The sequence below is a fragment of the Paenibacillus tabacirhizosphaerae genome, assembly GCF_040812395.1.
Lineage (GTDB): Bacteria > Bacillota > Bacilli > Paenibacillales > NBRC-103111 > Paenibacillus_E.
On the sequence record NZ_JBFNXH010000001.1, the window covers coordinates 245866 to 261041 of the forward strand.

The window sequence follows — 15176 nt, forward strand, 5'->3', positions numbered from 1 at the left end:
CTCTCACTTCCCGTGGTTGATTTCCGCAGATATCGCGCCGACCAAGTCGTTCTTTAAGGCGATTCTCGCTTGGCGAACTGCATTTTTAATCGCATTGGCGTCCGAGGAACCATGGCATTTCATGACTAGCCCTTGAATGCCTAAGAGTGGACCCGCGCCGTGCTCTTTGTAGTCAAATTGTTTACGAAATTTCATAATGCCCGGTTTTAGTATAGCCGCAGCTAGTTTGGAATACCACGTTTTTGTAAATTCCGTCTTCAATACGGAGAAAAATACGGATGCAGCGCCTTCCAGCGTTTTCAACATAATGTTGCCTGCAAATCCATCGCAAACAATAATGTCGCATTCCGCACGAAGCACGTCCCGAGACTCCACATTGCCGATAAAACGGACAGGAGCTTGTTCCAACAAAGGATATGCCGCCTTCGTCAATTCATTCCCTTTCATGGCTTCCGTCCCCACATTCAACAGCCCTACGCGAGGCTCGGCAATGCCATGCACTTTGTTGCGGTAAATACTTCCCATGATCGCATACTGGGTCAAATGCTCCGCTGTCGCATCCATGTTGGCGCCCAAATCAAGTGCTAGCACGCCATTGCCATTGGTTGTCGGAATCATAGGGGCAAGCGCCGGACGATCTATCCCGGGAATTCTGCCGACGATAAGCAAACCCGTTGTCATTAATGCGCCGGTGTTCCCTGCGGATATCATCGCTTCCGCTTCATTCTCTCGCACCAGTCTGCCTGCTACTACCATAGAAGCGTCTTTTTTGCGACGCACCGCTTTCACGGGCTCGTCATCGGCCTCAATCACCTCTTCCGTATGACGGATGGTGAGATTGGCTGGTCTCTCTGACAAATGCGCTTCGATGGCAGCCGAATTGCCGACGAGAATAATGTCTACGTCGGACCATTCTTTAGCCGCAGCGATTGCACCTTCCACGACAACTTTTGGGGCATGATCGCCGCCCATTGCATCAATCGCGATCCGCATGCAGCTTGTCCTCCTTTTCTAGATGTTGCTCTTTCTTCGAGTGAAAGATCACAAAGTTGCCCCGAAACACGACCTCGTCGCCCACGTACGAAAACACCTCTACACGCGCTTTCCCCTTGGATATAGAACGCACGTAAGCTTTGGCAATACACTTCTCTCCGAGCTTCACAGAACGAATAAAGCGGATATCCGCTGAAGCGGTCAGGGCAATCGGATCGTCGATGACGGCAACAGCCAAGGAGTTGGCTTGCGAGAATATGTGATGTCCTCTAGCAATTTTGGTTCTTGAGAAAACCTGATCTTCATTAATTTCCAAAATCGAGATACCGCTTTGATCCAGCTGTAAATCGATGACTTCTCCAATGACTTCGTCAATCGACAGCGAACGCACCTGGTCGTACGTCTTGACCGCCATATGCTTCATCCGCTCCCGCAGCTCGGGAATGCCGAGTTCCAACCGATCCAGTCTCACGGTCTGTATACTGACCTGAAACGTTCGCATCAGCTCTTCATCCGTCATAAACGGGTTGGCTTCAATCACTTGGAGCAGTTGCTGCTGTCTATGTCGTTTAGGAAGGCGTTCGATGGCGAGCACCACCTTATCTCGTTATATCTCATCTTATTACCAGATACTAAACTGTAGTATATTATTTTTACACCTAAAAAGAAAGCAAAAAAAATAGCACCTCACACTAGGATGAAGTACTATGTTCAATCTTATGCTTTTACGATCTCTCTACCTTTGTAAGATCCGCAAGTTTTGCACACGTGATGTGCCAACTTCAGCTCTCCACATTGTTCGCATTTCACCATGCCTGGAACTTCCAATTTAAAGTGAGTACGGCGCTTGTCGCGACGAGTTTTGGACGTTCTTCTTTGAGGTACTGCCATATTCAAAACACCTCCTTAAACGAATTTCGGGCGTTGCCTTATTCTTTGTTAAAAAAGTCCGCGAGACCTGCAAGCCTTGGATCAATCCTCTCCGGCTTACAGCCGCAATCCGTCAGATTGCGATTCTCTCCGCACACGGGGCAGAGACCTTTGCACGCTTCATCACAAAGTGGTATGTACGGTAAACCGACCACTACATTTTCTAAAACGTAAGGCTCCAAATCGATTCTATCTTCCGTCACCAGATGAATATCCTCGTCGACCTCGGCATCTTCTTCCAGCTTCTGCATGAAGACTTCCTGAAAAGGAAGCTCGATTGTTTGCTTGCTGTGCGTTAAGCATCGTGAACAACTTAACTCCAAGTCTAGCGTTAACGTACCGTTAACTTTTGCCGCTCCGCCTTCATGCTGAGCATGAAGATCGACATGTACGGGACTGTAAGCAAGGATATCTTGACGCCCCTGAAAAGCTTCAGTCAAATTCATATCCGCTGTCATGTGCACCGGTTGTCCTTGTAGAGCGAGCTCTTTAAAACGAATTTGCATGTTATCACCTCAAACAAACAAAGATTATTATATCCAGTATAAATGCCTTTTGTCAATTTAATTTATATTATTTTTACTATATTACCCTACTTTTGCGGAAGCGCCTCAAGAAACTTGACCGCATCTTCCATGGTACCAATCTCGACAATTTTCATCTTCGTCTTGATCTGGTTTGCTCGCGCAACAGCATCCGAATAATTCTGAATTTTCGTTCCATCCTCCAGGGTCACATCTTTTGGCGCGAAGAAATACTCGGCCCCTTGTTTATCTGCGGCAATGATCTTGTGCTGAATGCCGCCAATTGGCCCGACGGTGCCATTCGAATCGATCGTTCCAGTCCCCGCGATGCGATGACCCTTTGTAATATCCGTTGGCGTCAACTGATTATAAATTTCGAGTGAGAACATCAAGCCTGCCGAAGGGCCGCCAATTTCACCCGCTTTAATGGTAACTTGCTGATCCGCTTGATCCGCTTTAACCGACTGCATATCTGCTGGCACAACGCCGATACCCACTCGCTGTGTACTGCCTTCTTGAGCAGGCAGCACTGCGAGCGTCAAGGTGGCCTTTTGTTCCGCTTTATCTCTCACGAACGTAATTTCTACGTTCTCTCCAGCTTTTTTGCCTTTGAGCGAATCTAGCAAGTCTTGCGCCACTTTAATGTCTGTATCTCCGGCTTTCAACAGCACATCGCCAGGCTTAAGCGCCTTCTCCCCTGCCATTCCGGGCAGCGTTTTGAGCACCATGACACCTTCGTGACTGATGTGAAAAGGTATTTTGGCTTTCGTATACGCCGCTTGAATGGCGCTCGCCTGAGAAGTCAGCATGACATATTCTTGCCGCTGCGAATACTCCTGCTCGCTCTCTCCTTTACGGAATACACTCGTTTTCGGTTGGATTTCCTCATACGGGTGAACAATGCCGATCAAGTAATTGACCAAATTAGCATCAGCCACCCTGACGGTTGTCAGCATAAGTGCGCCTTTTTCCGTGTCTGCGCCTTTGGGAATGGTAACCATCGGTTTTATTTCCTCAGCGGTTCCCGGCATGAAAATAAAATAAGGCAGCTGCACAAAAAACATCAAATAAATAATAACAATCCCGACAAGAAAAGAGATTAAGTACCGTCGGGTTGCCGTTCTTTTCGGATATCGATACGTATCGTTTGACCACGTTTGGATCCTATTTTCATCTTTGTCATCCATACAGGTTCCCCTCCTGATGTTAATTGCTAGCGGCATAGTCCCGCGGCTTGGTCTAAACCCGCTCCTGCATGCGTACACATGTACCATCAATAGGATGAGGTGAATGCCGTGCAGCAAATATCCAGTAGTAAACTCACAACGCTGCTGCTAGGGTCTTTGGCTGCCCTTGTTGTTGTGTGTATTATTTTATACCCCGAACAAGCTTTTCAGTCCTCACTCGAGGGGCTTTCGATTTGGTGGAAACTGGTGTTCCCCGCACTGATGCCTTTTTTCATCATAACCGAACTGTTCATTGGATTCGGCGTTATTCAAGGTGCCGGCACCTTGCTGGAGCCGCTCATGCGCACGATTTTCCGTCTCCCCGGGGTAGGCGGCTGGGCGCTTGCTTCCGGTCTTATCGTAGGATTTCCTACTGGAGCCAAAATAACAGCCAACTTACGAGAAAAGGGCTTGATTAACCGAATAGAAACAGAGCGGATTACCGCTTTATCGCATCTTTGCAGTCCTATTTTCATAATTACGGTCGTTGGCGTTGGGTTCCTGCACAATGCAAATCTTGGCGTGTTGCTTGCTATCATCCACTACACATCGGCGCTTCTGACCGGATTTCTAATGAGAAATAAGAAAGACAGGCCAATCCCGCTAGAACCGTTTGATCAACCGACTGTTTCAAGAGCAGTGAACATACATGCTCCGGCCTCAATCTGGAAGCGTACGCTGCAAACCATGAAAGCGTCCTATTTGCACGATGGACGGGCTTTTGGCAAGCTGCTCGGAGATTCGGTAATCTCATCTGTCCAAGCATTAATGCTCATCGGCGGCTACATGATGATTTTCTCCGTACTTATCAATGTCATTAACATTGTTCAGTTGACGGAAGGATTTCGTCATATCGCCCATAACCTGCTTGGGTTTATGAACCTGGCAGGAGATTCTTCGCCTCATATTGTGAAAGGCTTGCTTGAGATTCACCTAGGTTCCTACGCGTTCAGTCAAGATCAAGATATCCCCCTGCTACTGCAAATGGCGCTGATTGGCGCATTCCTTGGGTGGGGAGGCTTATCCTCTCATGCACAAGTGGCAGGGTTCCATCAAAAAACAGACGCGCGCTATGTATCGTTTTTACTAGCTCGCGCCCTGCATGCCGGGCTTGCATTTCTGCTCACCGCGCTATTGTGGAAACCACTCCTGTGGCTGTTGAAGGACTCAGAACCAAGCTTCCTTTGGCTGGATTCCGCGACAATCGGAAACTCCTTGTCTCTGTTTCCATTGAACGGCGAATCGGCATGGAGCCTCAATAGCTCAATGCTGCCTCAGTTTGTGCTTGTGCTCATCGTTATGATCGTGGCTTCTTTGTCCATCCGTGCCTATAGAAATAAAAAGACTCCCTGAATTCTTGCATTCGAGTTACCCGTTATTGGATAACGGGATATTTCTTCTTCAAAGCTTCCTCGACTTCCGAAGGAACGAGATCTCCGACCGGGCCATGGAAGCGAGCGATTTCTTTCACAATGCTGGAGCTTAAGTAGGAATACTTGGGCTTCGAGGTCATGAAGAACGTTTCCACATCTTCATTCAGTTTATGATTCGTCGATGCCATCTGCAGTTCATACTCAAAATCCGATACCGCACGAAGTCCGCGTACAATCAAGTGTACATTACGAGCTTTCATATAATTAACCATCAAATCGCGAAAACCGTCCACCTCTACATTAGGCAGATCCTGCGTCACTTTCCTAATAAGATCCATTCGCTCTTCCAGCGTGAATAACGGGTTCTTGGACGTGTTGTTAAGTACGGCTACAATCAATTTGTCGAACACCTTTGCCGCTCTATGTATAATATCAAGATGACCGTATGTCACAGGGTCGAAACTGCCAGGATAAACGGCTACCGTAATGCCATGTTCTTGCCTCATCATGTTGTTCATCTCCTCGTTTTCTTTAGATATGCAAAATTTCGCTTACATGGATTCCGAAGATCGCTTGTATATAGTGACTGCTGTGTCGCCATAACCAGCTCTTCGTTGCTGCTCAAACCCTCCGATGGCTTCAAGAAGCACATCCTGCGAATCATGTTCAACAACGATGGTCGCTTGCTCATCCAGCAGCCCTTGTTCCTCCATGGCAAGGATGAGTTCAGCGATAACCTTCATTTTGTAAGGAGGATCCAAAAAAACGAGCTGGAACTGCTGCTCCCTTTTCGCCAGCGCTTTAAGCGCGCGTACCGCATCTGTCCGGTATACCTCCGCTTGCTCCTTCAGACCAGCCGCCTGCAAGTTAAGCTGGATGGTCTCGATACTCTTTTTCTCAATGTCAATGAATACCGCTTTCTCCATGCCGCGGCTTAGCGCTTCGATACCGAGCCCGCCGGTTCCGGCGAATAAATCAAGCACTTGGCCGCCCTCAAAATAAGGGCCGATCATGCTGAAAATCGCTTCCTTCACTTTATCCGTTGTCGGTCGTGTGCTCATGCCGGGCACAGCTTTCAACGACCTGCCTTTGGCGCTGCCTGAAATGACTCTCATGCTTCCGTAATCCCCTTCTAGCTAGCTCATTTACGTTGTTATCGTACCACAAGCTCTAATTGTACACAAAAATTTTATCCTTGCCATGTATAATTTTCCTGTAAAACGGTCATCCTTGAACTATCGACATCAGAGAATGTCGTAGACAACCGCGGAGAAGACTTACGTTTCCCCATAAGCTCTTCGTCCGGTTTCTCCTCTCCCATGAGACGGCCTGTAAAAGGGCCGTCGTTATTATTTGTGTAACAGTTTTAACAGACGTTGATATATAAGGGTTTATGTGTATATATAACAGATAGTTAATTTAATCGAAACAGTTATAATACAGTTAAAGTTGGTCACCAAATCAGTAAAATAACACGCCTAAAAAGTAATATATACGAAAATATCAGATAATGAATGAGATATTCCCAAGCGCTTGAGAATAGAACAAAATCACCCTTCGGGTGAATAAGAACACGTTCTAGCCGACTGTTTAATCAACCCTCGGCTTTTCCTTTCTTACCATCGTCCCATTACACGCAGGGCAAAAGAAAGTCGGTTCTTCTCCATCTTCATCTCCCATGCACATTCATCCACTATGAAATCGGGAAACCGGGTCTATGCACCCACATTCTAAACAAACGTAGTCAATAAAAACATCTGGATTATTCATTCCGAGCCAATCTTCTATCGTGCCTTTCATCCTTCTGGCTGGCTCATCCAGCAGCTTTTACTCTTTGTTTTTTTCGTCTTTCATAAGCTTGCATCCCCCATTTTTTCTCCTGTTCTCTTTCTCTTTCGTCTTCTCTTGCAGGTGAAACATACATACACTGGTTCTGGTTCCCCTCTTTACAGCCCTTACACTCATACAACGCAAAACCAAGATCTCTACTGCCGCACTTCATTGCTTTCTGTACCGTTTCTTCAATGCTTTCACGAACAGATTCAGGATAGGATTCTCCATGCATTTTACCAATACCCATGAAAGTGATCTTTCAAGATTTTCTTGACCGTCCCTTTCTTTTTATATGATTTCGGCTCACCCATTGTCCTATCCCTCCCTTTTCCATTCTACATCACTTATCCACAGATCGGCACCCCGCATAATTTCCATATACAATAAAAAAGCACTGAGGCTGCCCTCAGTGCAAATAGAATTAATTAGATAGTTCTTTAAAAGTGATTGCTATTTTTGTTAAGGTTTCTGGATCATCAATACTTTTTGTTGCTGACCAAAAGGTCAATTGATAAAAAGTAGTCTTCGATTCTATAAAAGTACATAAATACGATGAACTGATACTTTTATTTACCATTCCAGAAACTTCAACTTGTTTAGCCGGTAGACCGCTAATGGTCAGTTCTTTTTCAGAAATAACTTTAACGTTTTTCACAACACCAAGGTCGTTCATTTGTTCAATTATTAGTTTAGCATAGTCTTTTACGTGAAACTCATCTGAATACCCACTTCTGGGTTCGCTATTTACAGACATAAATTGATTAGGTTTTTTCGAATAATTAATTGCACCCACTTTATAAAAAGGATTAAGCTTCGATATAAGATTATCATTTCTAGTCCATGTTGAAGGAAGCGTAACTTGAAAGCTATTATCCTTAGCGATTAAAACCAAATCCTCTTCGTTATCTTTTTCTGAAGGACCTAATTTTGCGGTTCTTGTAGCATCTTCCCATTTAACACTCAATCCAGTCGCCTCTGCAACACTTCTCATCGGTAGATACGTGTTTCCCTCATAATTAATTGGGGTAAGTACTTTGCCATCTGAATCTTTTGCAGTAAATGGAAGCCCATTGACAAAAATATGAATACTATCATCCAAAAAGGCCGTTATTTCCTTCAAGGAGCTACTCGCTGAAACCCCAGATACATTCCCCATCGTAAAAATCAGTAAAGCTCCTAGAAACATTGCTTTTTTGCTTTTAAAGAACTGTTTCATTTCATATCTCCTTTTTTGGAAATAAATTTCTTAAGAGAAATTCTGCAACTAGTTCAGAATACCTTTTTAGGAAAATTATATTTTAAAACTCATCTTTCTGTAATTCTATATCAATCTCAATTCATTAGTCCGGCCTCGCAAATGGCTTAGGCTAATGGTTAAGAGCTTCGACTCCTCATCACTAAACTCCACAATTACACAGACTAAATCAGTAAGACCAGCCTTTTTAACTGCCCTCCAACGCTTCTTACCTTTCACGATAGTCATATCGCTTCGGACTAGGCTGTAGTACACTACACCATACTTTCGAATGCTTTCCGTCAACGATCGATAGATATGATCATCCATCTCGTTTGGATTCCAGCTGTTAGGCCTTAGGTTTTCAATTGCAATGGTTTCAATTCTCAAATCATTTCCCCCTTATGTTAAGTCGGATTTTGACGAAATAAAAAGCACCATCAAGGGTGCTTTTTATTATTTATTCGATTGAGTTCTAGTCCTTAAACAATTCAGTTTGCTACAGAATTTCATTCAATCACAGCCTTTATAAGTGATCCATTCACTTATTGGTGGCATCTGCATGACAAAAAGTACCTCTAAGATTCGCTAATTATTGTTACTGCTATTTCCACTGTCACAGCAACCGCCGCCACCGCTGTCAAAACTTCCACCAAAACTATTATCGAATCCACCACTATTATTACCGAAATCTCCACTGCCACTGGTTGAATCATTATTACTTTGTGAATTATGAATATCCATATGATGCTGGTGATGGTTATTATGATGGTTCTTAAAATGATTCTCTTGATGGTTAAAATGCGAATTAGAACTGTGATAACTTCCTCCCATACCTTTCTTAAGCAGAGAGAAAATAACACCAATTATTATGAGTAAAAAGAATATCCCAAAAGGATCTATACAACCATCCCCCCTCATTGTCGAATTATTTACATTTATTGTATTCGATGCAAATAAATAAAATCCTTTAGGATCAGCAAATGGTTTAATTTTGATAGCCACTTTATTTACTGGCTTTTTTTGTTTCAAAATCCTTGATCATTTTATCTACTTGATACAAACCGTTGTAATTCAATTTCAGATAATTAACAAACTCCCCCCTTTTCTTTTTATTCTTCATTTTATTAGCCTCATTCGCTATACTCATTCCACACCTCGACATTTTATTTATGCAACAATGAAATTTATTCGCGAGGTAGCATTTTATTCCATAAATCTAAATGTGGTTGGACTAATGTAGCAATTGGATAAAATGAATGGAATAGGCCATTCATTTATAGAAAAGAGCCGCTTTTCAGCGACCCAAATTCAAGTATTCAATATCACTTTTCAAACAATGTACTCGCTACTTCACCGCTTGAACGGTCAACCTCCAACCAGTCCGCAGTTACTGTGTGCTCATCATCGTTACCATTACGAACCATTTCATAAATGTGGATAGTAACGGTTGTATCGTCGGAGTGATCAACTTCTGTTTTAAAGATTGATCCAATATTATCAGAATTACGAGTATTATTGGAAATCGATGAAGCCCCCTCAATACCAGTAATAATGTAAAATACTTCGGCATCCGTAAGCCTAAACTTTTCTAAATCTCTAGCCCTTGGATCGCCTTCGTCAAATTTTCGCATTTTTAACTCAATGAATCGATCTGCATAATCTTTGTGTAAAAGTTGATAAATTAATTCTTGATCAGCATTAAGGCTTTCAAGCTTTTTACTAAGCTCCTGTGCATTATTACTTGTTACATCACCAAGGATATCTAAGCTTTGGTTTAAAGTATTATAAATGACCAGAGATTCAGAAACAACTTGATTACGATTTATGCTACTTGTAGACCGAACCAGTAACACTTGCTGTATCTCGTTTAAATTATAGGTCAAAACATCTGTAAATCCGTTGCGATACTGATCTGAGAGGTTCAACTTATCGTATAGTTTGGTCAAAAAAGGAACATCATTAATACCAGCGTTTTTCAAGTAAAATGTCCCTTTAGGTTCTGCATTGAACCCGCCAAATTCCTCGCCAGTATAATCAATAGTAAGTGAGTTATCCGCAAAAGCCAGGGTAACTTTCTTAAACTGGTCATTTAAAATAACAAAGTTTTTCCCATCATGTGTGAAGTCGAAATCGATATCCCCGATATTATGACCAAAACCATGAACAACTGAAACATTTAGGTGATATTTGTTTTCGCCTAACTTAGTCACTTCAGCAGTTCCTGAATTCAAAGGGTTGGACCACGGATAAATGAAAGTTCCAGTAATGACTTTACCTGCTTCTGAATTGTTGTTGTTTGACTTTATAACTCCCGTTGGTTTTATAGTAGCTGTAGGAATGGCAATAACTGCGGGGGTAGGTATAGGTGTTTCAGTATGAACTGCAGGAGGCGATGGTTTAATTGTTTCCTTTGATTCAATCGAAACTTTTGGACTCGCTTTTATAGTAGAATTCTCAACATTACTGCTTGTTGGGGGCTGTTTATTACATGCAACCATTATAAATAAACCAATAAAGATTATTAGAATTTTACTCAAATCAATTCCTCCAGAAAACAAAAATCATCTATCGGTTTATATTATGTATAACAGCATTGCACAATTTTTCAACGAAGCATCTATATAATAGTTCTTTACTTCTTCGTAATATGAAAAAACAAACTCCTGATCGCCTCGTTCAACCCAATCTATCGCAGGGTATATTTGTAATTCATTCATCACCTTTGGATTGAATCTATTCCTTAGATCATTCTCATTTAAATTGGACAATTTTAAAGCTATATCTTTCACTTCTTCATTTGTTACATATCTAACTGGTCCAAATCCCATGTCCTCCCCAATCTCTGTTCCACCTAAAATGACATTAAATAAGGGTAATTCCCCCTCCCAAGCACTTTCATTTAAAATAAAATGTATTGCATGCCAGGCTTTGTCTATACCCTCAATTATACGTTTAAGTGTTTCAATAGAAATCCGATTTAGTTTTCCCGTCATACTCAATGCGCTTCAACAAAGCTGTTCTTGTATCCTCGTCCCACTTTACATTCATTCCGGATGCTTCTGCTACTGAACGTAGGGGGAGATATGTACTTCCATTATAATTTATTGCCTCCATCTTATTGCCATTAGAATCCTTCATTTCAAAATCTGCACCGTTTAATTGTATTTTGATACCGTGATCAAGATATGCTGAAATAGACTCTGAAATCGAATCTGCTTTTACACCAAGTGAACCCCCCGAGGATAAACGCTAGACTAATTGATGAAACAATCGCTGCTTTTTTAAATTTCAATATAATCTTCCTTTTCTTGTAAGATAGAATATTTATTCAACTCCACTTTCAAAATCCCTTTAATTCTTCCAACTAAATCCAAATAAAAAACCTATCCCACAAGGAATAGATTTTTTCTAAAATCGTTCAACAATTTCTTATTCATCATAACTAAATTTCCACATTGTTACAATAAAGGTTAGATGATACAATGTAAAATATAAATTTTAGGGGGAACAATAAATTGTCGAATTTTACACCTAGATCTGTAGATCAAGAAATTATGGAGGCATCATATGATCGTCCTGCAGGTGTAAGTCTTCTTGCAGTTTTGCTGGCTATTGGAGGAGTTATACTGCTTGGCACTCAGTTACTAGCCTTTAGCAAGCTCAATGAAGCATCGACACTGATAGGAGTTTCAAGTTATTTTTTTCAAGCAGCAATCGGCTTCTTAGGTCTAATTGGTATTGCTGCTGCAGTAGGGATGTGGCTGGGTAAGAAGTGGGGTTGGTGGCTAGCTTTATTCTATTTTGCATATGCTGTTACTCGTAATATTAACGTACTTATTTCCATTTCTAGTATTTATGGTCAGTATAGTATGCCAACAAACCAAATAACAATGAACTACATAAAATATGGAATTCGGGCTTTATGGAATTGCTTTCTTTTGTTTTATTTGTGCCGTGAAACTGCGTCAACCTATTTTCGAACATTAGAAACTAAAAAATGGAAATCACTATCTATTGTCTTTGGTATTTGTGTTGTGATCTTCTTAAGTAGCTCCCTTTTACAGAGATAATTTTATAAATTTAGATTTAAAATAATACAAAACTCATTTCATATACAAGAAACAGCCTATCCCACAAGGAATAGGCTATCTTACCTTAAAATAGAGCACTTCTGCGATTAAATATTATTTATCAAAAAGCATACTAGATACTTCTCCAGTTGAACGGTTTACCTCCAGCCAATCTGAAGTTGCTGTGTGCTCTATATCCTTAAATCCATATGAAGTGGTTTGGTAAATAGGTACTGCTCTTGATCCCGTTTTCGGATCAATTTGCTGACCTCCATGAACAGCCAACGTTTCCAGACTCGGCTTTCTTTCATCCGACATCCTCCCCGTCCCCTCATATACGTGAACTTCAAAACAAAGCTGAGAAGGCTGTAGACATCAATATAATACTTTTCCAAATTCGATATAACCATTTTTTTCCTCAAAAATAAATAATATTCATTTCACCATAGTAAATCCGCCCTGAATATACATTATTTGTATCTTTGGGATTCTGTTTTTGGTAAAATATTCCCAACTATTATAATTAGGAGTGGTACCTATGTCTAATAAACTGTTAGCTTCTTTGATAGTTTCATTTATCTTGTTAACCGGCTGTGCGTCATCAACAATGTCTAATTCTCCAACGACTACTTCTCCCAATGCTTCAAATCAACCCGCAGCTACTCCTATCGCAGCTTTATCTACTACAGCAGCACCAGTGCCAACTGTTGCAATTTCACCTTCTCCTGTGACTATATCGGTTCCAACTCAAACAATGGCACCACAAGAAGCAAACCCAGCGCCTACGACCACACCAATCATTGAGAAAGCTTCTGTAAAAATCATCAGCGTCACTTCACCTGCTGCACGAAATTCAACAGCGACCTTAAAAGCGAAAGTTAAACCAGGAGCAACGGCATCGATTGAGGTTCACTACAAAAGTGGTGCTAGTAAGGCCGAAGGTCTTAAATCCAAAAAAGCTGATGATAAAGGTAATGTAAGTTGGTCTTGGCATGTTGGTGGGAGAACGACTTTGGGAAGCTGGCCGATCACTGTTTCTTCAGACGGCGGGAGTGCTGAGACCGAGTTCGAGGTTGTTCATTAGTTCTAACTTTTTAACACATAATGAAAACTTAAATTATATAATGGATATCGCTTTTAAAATTTCTAAGTCTTCAATTAAATATGCATCGGCAAAACTGGCATACAAATGTTTCAAATCAGCATTTTATTAAGCCTCCTTTTGGCAATTGTTATTTTGTTAATACAGCTACTCTTGTTTATAAAGCGTAGGAGAGCATTTTACATTTGTATTCTCTTCCACATTCCGTTGCTCATATACGTCATTTACTTTGTGGTGAAACCCAATAATTATATCCCGTGAGGTTAAAATTTCTTCGATATTTGAACAAATGGAGGCTCAACTACATGGAAGCTGATAATCAAATTAGTGCCGAGATACAATACATTGGATTTTGGAAACGAGTTTGGATGCACATTGTGGATCTAATAATCATTTGTGTTCCAGCCGTTTTGTTATATAGGTTTTCTTTGAGTACATCAATCAAAATCGGTTCAGTATTCCCTTTCATCGTTTATTGGTTGCTGTTTTGTTCTTTTTATGTGTGTATGGTAGTCAAGTTTGGTGGAACCCCGGGAAAATTAATCAGCAAAGCTAGAGTCGTAAACAAAGAAGGAAATTATCTTCATATTGGAACAGCAACGATTAGATATATACTCTTCTTTCTTTATTCAATCATTATGGTAATGAAACTAAAAGAAGGAATTGATCTACAAGTCAGTTCTTCTGACATTAGTCATTTCTTAAGTACTCACAAAAGTAACATCTCTTCAATCGGGAACTTTATTGGATTTATTACTTTTGTCGAGTGCCTTACTGTTGCATTCAATAGCAAAAAACGGGCAGTTCACGACTACGCTGCCGGAAGTTATGTGATTTCCCTTGATTTATATAAACAAATGAAAGAAATGTCTGAGAACCAAATTGATTTATCACACCAAGCTACTATAGCCACAAATAAATCGATATTTAAAAGTCTTGGTAAGACTGTTCTGTGGGTTATTATTGGACTCATTATCTTTTTGGTTCTAGTTGGATTTATTCACTTTATATCAACTCAAAACGATTAAAGGAGAACAGATTTGTTTACCAGACTCTTTAGGGAATATACTTCAGGCTTTCAGCATTTAAACAGAATGTTAAAAGGCTTCCAAGGGACCACAATACATTTAACGAAAATTGGGTTGCAACAATTCGCATAGAAATTAATGAAGTGTCTCATAAGACATTTTGATTCCATTGAATTTTTACACAAAATTACATCTGGGAGATAAACCCTTTTACCACATCTTAATAATGAGGCCCTTCGACAAATTATTTAAAACCATCCACGCTGTGTTATACTCAAGAAAAAAGGAATAATGAGGGAAAACAATATGAAAAAATATGTAATCGGCGGCATAGCCGGATTTGTATTAGCAACTGCGGCTGGCGCCTATGCGCAGGAAGCCAATAAACTGATTAATCAAATCGTACAGGGCGTATTCCCTGTAGTATTAGAAAGCAAATCTCTTGGAGACGCCATTATCGTTGACAATAAAACCTACCTGCCCGTTAGGGATTTCGGCGAGGCTGTCGGATACAAGGTTACTTTTACGGAGGATCAAAAGGTTGTTCTTACGAAAAATGCACCTGGCGGAACGGTTGCCAAGCCTTCGCAACCGGCGCTAACGCCAACACCTACGCCTGAGCCTACAATTCAAGGCAAAATCGATCAGCTTCAAGCGCTTATCGATAATGCGAATTTAAATATCACTGCATTTGAAGACAAAATAAAAAATTTCCCATCACCTAATAATGATGATTATAAGAAAACGATTAATAAACTTAAAGCTGACATTACGCAATACGAGAAAGACATTGCCGACCTTGAAAAGCAAAAATAGGATCGTACACATGAAAAAGGACTCCTCTCGGAGTCCTTTTCGAC

19 protein-coding genes and 1 pseudogene are annotated in these 15176 nt (G+C 41.1%); 5 read left to right on the top strand and 15 right to left on the bottom strand.

What is annotated here, in order from left to right; translation table 11 throughout:
- Nucleotides 1–3: 3 nt before the first annotated feature.
- From plsX to ABRS97_RS01110, 5 genes are all read right to left on the bottom strand, one after another.
- Nucleotides 4–993 carry a phosphate acyltransferase PlsX gene (gene plsX, locus ABRS97_RS01090; RefSeq protein WP_367811051.1) on the bottom strand — a complete coding sequence of 330 codons (990 nt, stop codon included), beginning with the start codon at nucleotides 991–993 and terminating at the stop codon, nucleotides 4–6.
- Nucleotides 977–1591, bottom strand: a complete 615-nt coding sequence (fapR, locus tag ABRS97_RS01095) for a transcription factor FapR (protein ID WP_367811052.1) — start codon at nucleotides 1589–1591, stop codon at nucleotides 977–979. Before fapR ends, plsX begins: the two co-directional genes overlap by 17 nt.
- A gap of 119 nt (nucleotides 1592–1710) precedes the next feature.
- Nucleotides 1711–1884, bottom strand: a complete 174-nt coding sequence (gene rpmF, locus ABRS97_RS01100) for a 50S ribosomal protein L32 (protein ID WP_188174201.1) — start codon at nucleotides 1882–1884, stop codon at nucleotides 1711–1713.
- 38 nt (nucleotides 1885–1922) lie between these two features.
- The gene (locus ABRS97_RS01105) at nucleotides 1923–2429 is read right to left on the bottom strand and encodes a YceD family protein (protein WP_367811053.1); all 507 of its coding nucleotides are present in this window, start codon (nucleotides 2427–2429) and stop codon (nucleotides 1923–1925) included.
- An 86-nt stretch (nucleotides 2430–2515) separates the two neighbouring features.
- On the bottom strand, nucleotides 2516–3634 hold the full coding sequence (locus tag ABRS97_RS01110; protein ID WP_367811054.1) for a SepM family pheromone-processing serine protease: 1119 nt from the start codon (nucleotides 3632–3634) through the stop codon (nucleotides 2516–2518).
- Nucleotides 3635–3742: 108 nt separating this feature from the next.
- Between ABRS97_RS01110 and ABRS97_RS01115 the strand changes: the two genes are divergently transcribed.
- Nucleotides 3743–5026: a nucleoside recognition domain-containing protein gene (locus ABRS97_RS01115; protein ID WP_367811055.1), complete on the top strand. Its 1284-nt coding sequence runs from the start codon at nucleotides 3743–3745 to the stop codon at nucleotides 5024–5026.
- Nucleotides 5027–5048: 22 nt separating this feature from the next.
- Here ABRS97_RS01115 and coaD read toward each other — a convergent pair whose 3' ends face one another.
- The 9 genes from coaD to ABRS97_RS01160 form a co-directional block, all read right to left on the bottom strand.
- Nucleotides 5049–5555: a pantetheine-phosphate adenylyltransferase gene (gene coaD / locus ABRS97_RS01120; protein ID WP_367811056.1), complete on the bottom strand. Its 507-nt coding sequence runs from the start codon at nucleotides 5553–5555 to the stop codon at nucleotides 5049–5051.
- Between the two features lie 42 nt (nucleotides 5556–5597).
- A complete protein-coding gene (rsmD, locus tag ABRS97_RS01125) occupies nucleotides 5598–6161 on the bottom strand; it encodes a 16S rRNA (guanine(966)-N(2))-methyltransferase RsmD (RefSeq protein WP_367811057.1) in 564 nt (187 codons plus the stop codon).
- Between the two features lie 698 nt (nucleotides 6162–6859).
- Nucleotides 6860–7126: a hypothetical protein gene (locus tag ABRS97_RS01130; protein ID WP_367811058.1), complete on the bottom strand. Its 267-nt coding sequence runs from the start codon at nucleotides 7124–7126 to the stop codon at nucleotides 6860–6862.
- 174 nt (nucleotides 7127–7300) lie between these two features.
- Nucleotides 7301–8095, bottom strand: a complete 795-nt coding sequence (locus tag ABRS97_RS01135; protein ID WP_367811059.1) for a stalk domain-containing protein — start codon at nucleotides 8093–8095, stop codon at nucleotides 7301–7303.
- Between the two features lie 105 nt (nucleotides 8096–8200).
- Nucleotides 8201–8503 carry a ParB N-terminal domain-containing protein gene (locus ABRS97_RS01140; RefSeq protein ID WP_367811060.1) on the bottom strand — a complete coding sequence of 101 codons (303 nt, stop codon included), beginning with the start codon at nucleotides 8501–8503 and terminating at the stop codon, nucleotides 8201–8203.
- A 198-nt stretch (nucleotides 8504–8701) separates the two neighbouring features.
- Nucleotides 8702–9145, bottom strand: coding sequence for a hypothetical protein (locus ABRS97_RS01145; RefSeq protein WP_367811061.1), 444 nt, complete (start codon nucleotides 9143–9145; stop codon nucleotides 8702–8704).
- 293 nt (nucleotides 9146–9438) lie between these two features.
- Nucleotides 9439–10653: a hypothetical protein gene (locus ABRS97_RS01150; protein ID WP_367811062.1), complete on the bottom strand. Its 1215-nt coding sequence runs from the start codon at nucleotides 10651–10653 to the stop codon at nucleotides 9439–9441.
- Nucleotides 10654–10689: 36 nt separating this feature from the next.
- Nucleotides 10690–11109, bottom strand: a complete 420-nt coding sequence (locus tag ABRS97_RS01155) for a YfbM family protein (protein WP_367811063.1) — start codon at nucleotides 11107–11109, stop codon at nucleotides 10690–10692.
- Nucleotides 11078–11254: a stalk domain-containing protein gene (locus ABRS97_RS01160; protein WP_483312399.1), complete on the bottom strand. Its 177-nt coding sequence runs from the start codon at nucleotides 11252–11254 to the stop codon at nucleotides 11078–11080. The genes ABRS97_RS01155 and ABRS97_RS01160 overlap by 32 nt, the downstream gene beginning before the upstream one ends.
- Before the next feature lie 377 nt (nucleotides 11255–11631).
- Here ABRS97_RS01160 and ABRS97_RS01165 point away from each other — a divergent pair, with 377 nt between their 5' ends.
- A complete protein-coding gene (locus ABRS97_RS01165; protein WP_367811064.1) occupies nucleotides 11632–12186 on the top strand; it encodes a hypothetical protein in 555 nt (184 codons plus the stop codon).
- A gap of 180 nt (nucleotides 12187–12366) precedes the next feature.
- Here the strand turns inward: ABRS97_RS01165 and ABRS97_RS01170 are convergent.
- Nucleotides 12367–12504, bottom strand: a pseudogene (locus ABRS97_RS01170) (PLP-dependent transferase); the annotation flags it as partial.
- A gap of 220 nt (nucleotides 12505–12724) precedes the next feature.
- Between ABRS97_RS01170 and ABRS97_RS01175 the strand changes: the two are divergent.
- The 3 genes from ABRS97_RS01175 (at nucleotide 12725) to ABRS97_RS01185 (ending at nucleotide 15132) form a co-directional block, all read left to right on the top strand.
- A complete protein-coding gene (locus ABRS97_RS01175) occupies nucleotides 12725–13270 on the top strand; it encodes a hypothetical protein (RefSeq protein ID WP_367811065.1) in 546 nt (181 codons plus the stop codon).
- Between the two features lie 323 nt (nucleotides 13271–13593).
- Nucleotides 13594–14316, top strand: coding sequence for an RDD family protein (locus ABRS97_RS01180; RefSeq protein ID WP_367811066.1), 723 nt, complete (start codon nucleotides 13594–13596; stop codon nucleotides 14314–14316).
- Nucleotides 14317–14622: 306 nt separating this feature from the next.
- The gene (locus ABRS97_RS01185) at nucleotides 14623–15132 is read left to right on the top strand and encodes a stalk domain-containing protein (RefSeq protein WP_367811067.1); all 510 of its coding nucleotides are present in this window, start codon (nucleotides 14623–14625) and stop codon (nucleotides 15130–15132) included.
- Nucleotides 15133–15176: the final 44 nt, after the last annotated feature.

Bases quoted from the DNA above. Each gene is read 5' to 3' on its own strand.
- ABRS97_RS01160 (WP_483312399.1), bottom strand. From the start codon at position 11,254: ATGAAGGATTCTAATGGCAATAAGATGGAGGCAATAAATTATAATGGA.
- rpmF (WP_188174201.1), bottom strand. From the start codon at position 1,884: ATGGCAGTACCTCAAAGAAGAACGTCCAAAACTCGTCGCGACAAGCGC.
- coaD (WP_367811056.1), bottom strand. From the start codon at position 5,555: ATGATGAGGCAAGAACATGGCATTACGGTAGCCGTTTATCCTGGCAGT.
- ABRS97_RS01110 (WP_367811054.1), bottom strand. From the start codon at position 3,634: ATGGATGACAAAGATGAAAATAGGATCCAAACGTGGTCAAACGATACG.
- ABRS97_RS01175 (WP_367811065.1), top strand. From the start codon at position 12,725: ATGTCTAATAAACTGTTAGCTTCTTTGATAGTTTCATTTATCTTGTTA.
- ABRS97_RS01185 (WP_367811067.1), top strand. From the start codon at position 14,623: ATGAAAAAATATGTAATCGGCGGCATAGCCGGATTTGTATTAGCAACT.
- ABRS97_RS01105 (WP_367811053.1), bottom strand. From the start codon at position 2,429: ATGCAAATTCGTTTTAAAGAGCTCGCTCTACAAGGACAACCGGTGCAC.
- ABRS97_RS01180 (WP_367811066.1), top strand. From the start codon at position 13,594: ATGGAAGCTGATAATCAAATTAGTGCCGAGATACAATACATTGGATTT.
- ABRS97_RS01155 (WP_367811063.1), bottom strand. From the start codon at position 11,109: ATGACGGGAAAACTAAATCGGATTTCTATTGAAACACTTAAACGTATA.
- rsmD (WP_367811057.1), bottom strand. From the start codon at position 6,161: ATGAGAGTCATTTCAGGCAGCGCCAAAGGCAGGTCGTTGAAAGCTGTG.
- plsX (WP_367811051.1), bottom strand. From the start codon at position 993: ATGCGGATCGCGATTGATGCAATGGGCGGCGATCATGCCCCAAAAGTT.
- ABRS97_RS01135 (WP_367811059.1), bottom strand. From the start codon at position 8,095: ATGAAACAGTTCTTTAAAAGCAAAAAAGCAATGTTTCTAGGAGCTTTA.
- ABRS97_RS01130 (WP_367811058.1), bottom strand. From the start codon at position 7,126: ATGGGTATTGGTAAAATGCATGGAGAATCCTATCCTGAATCTGTTCGT.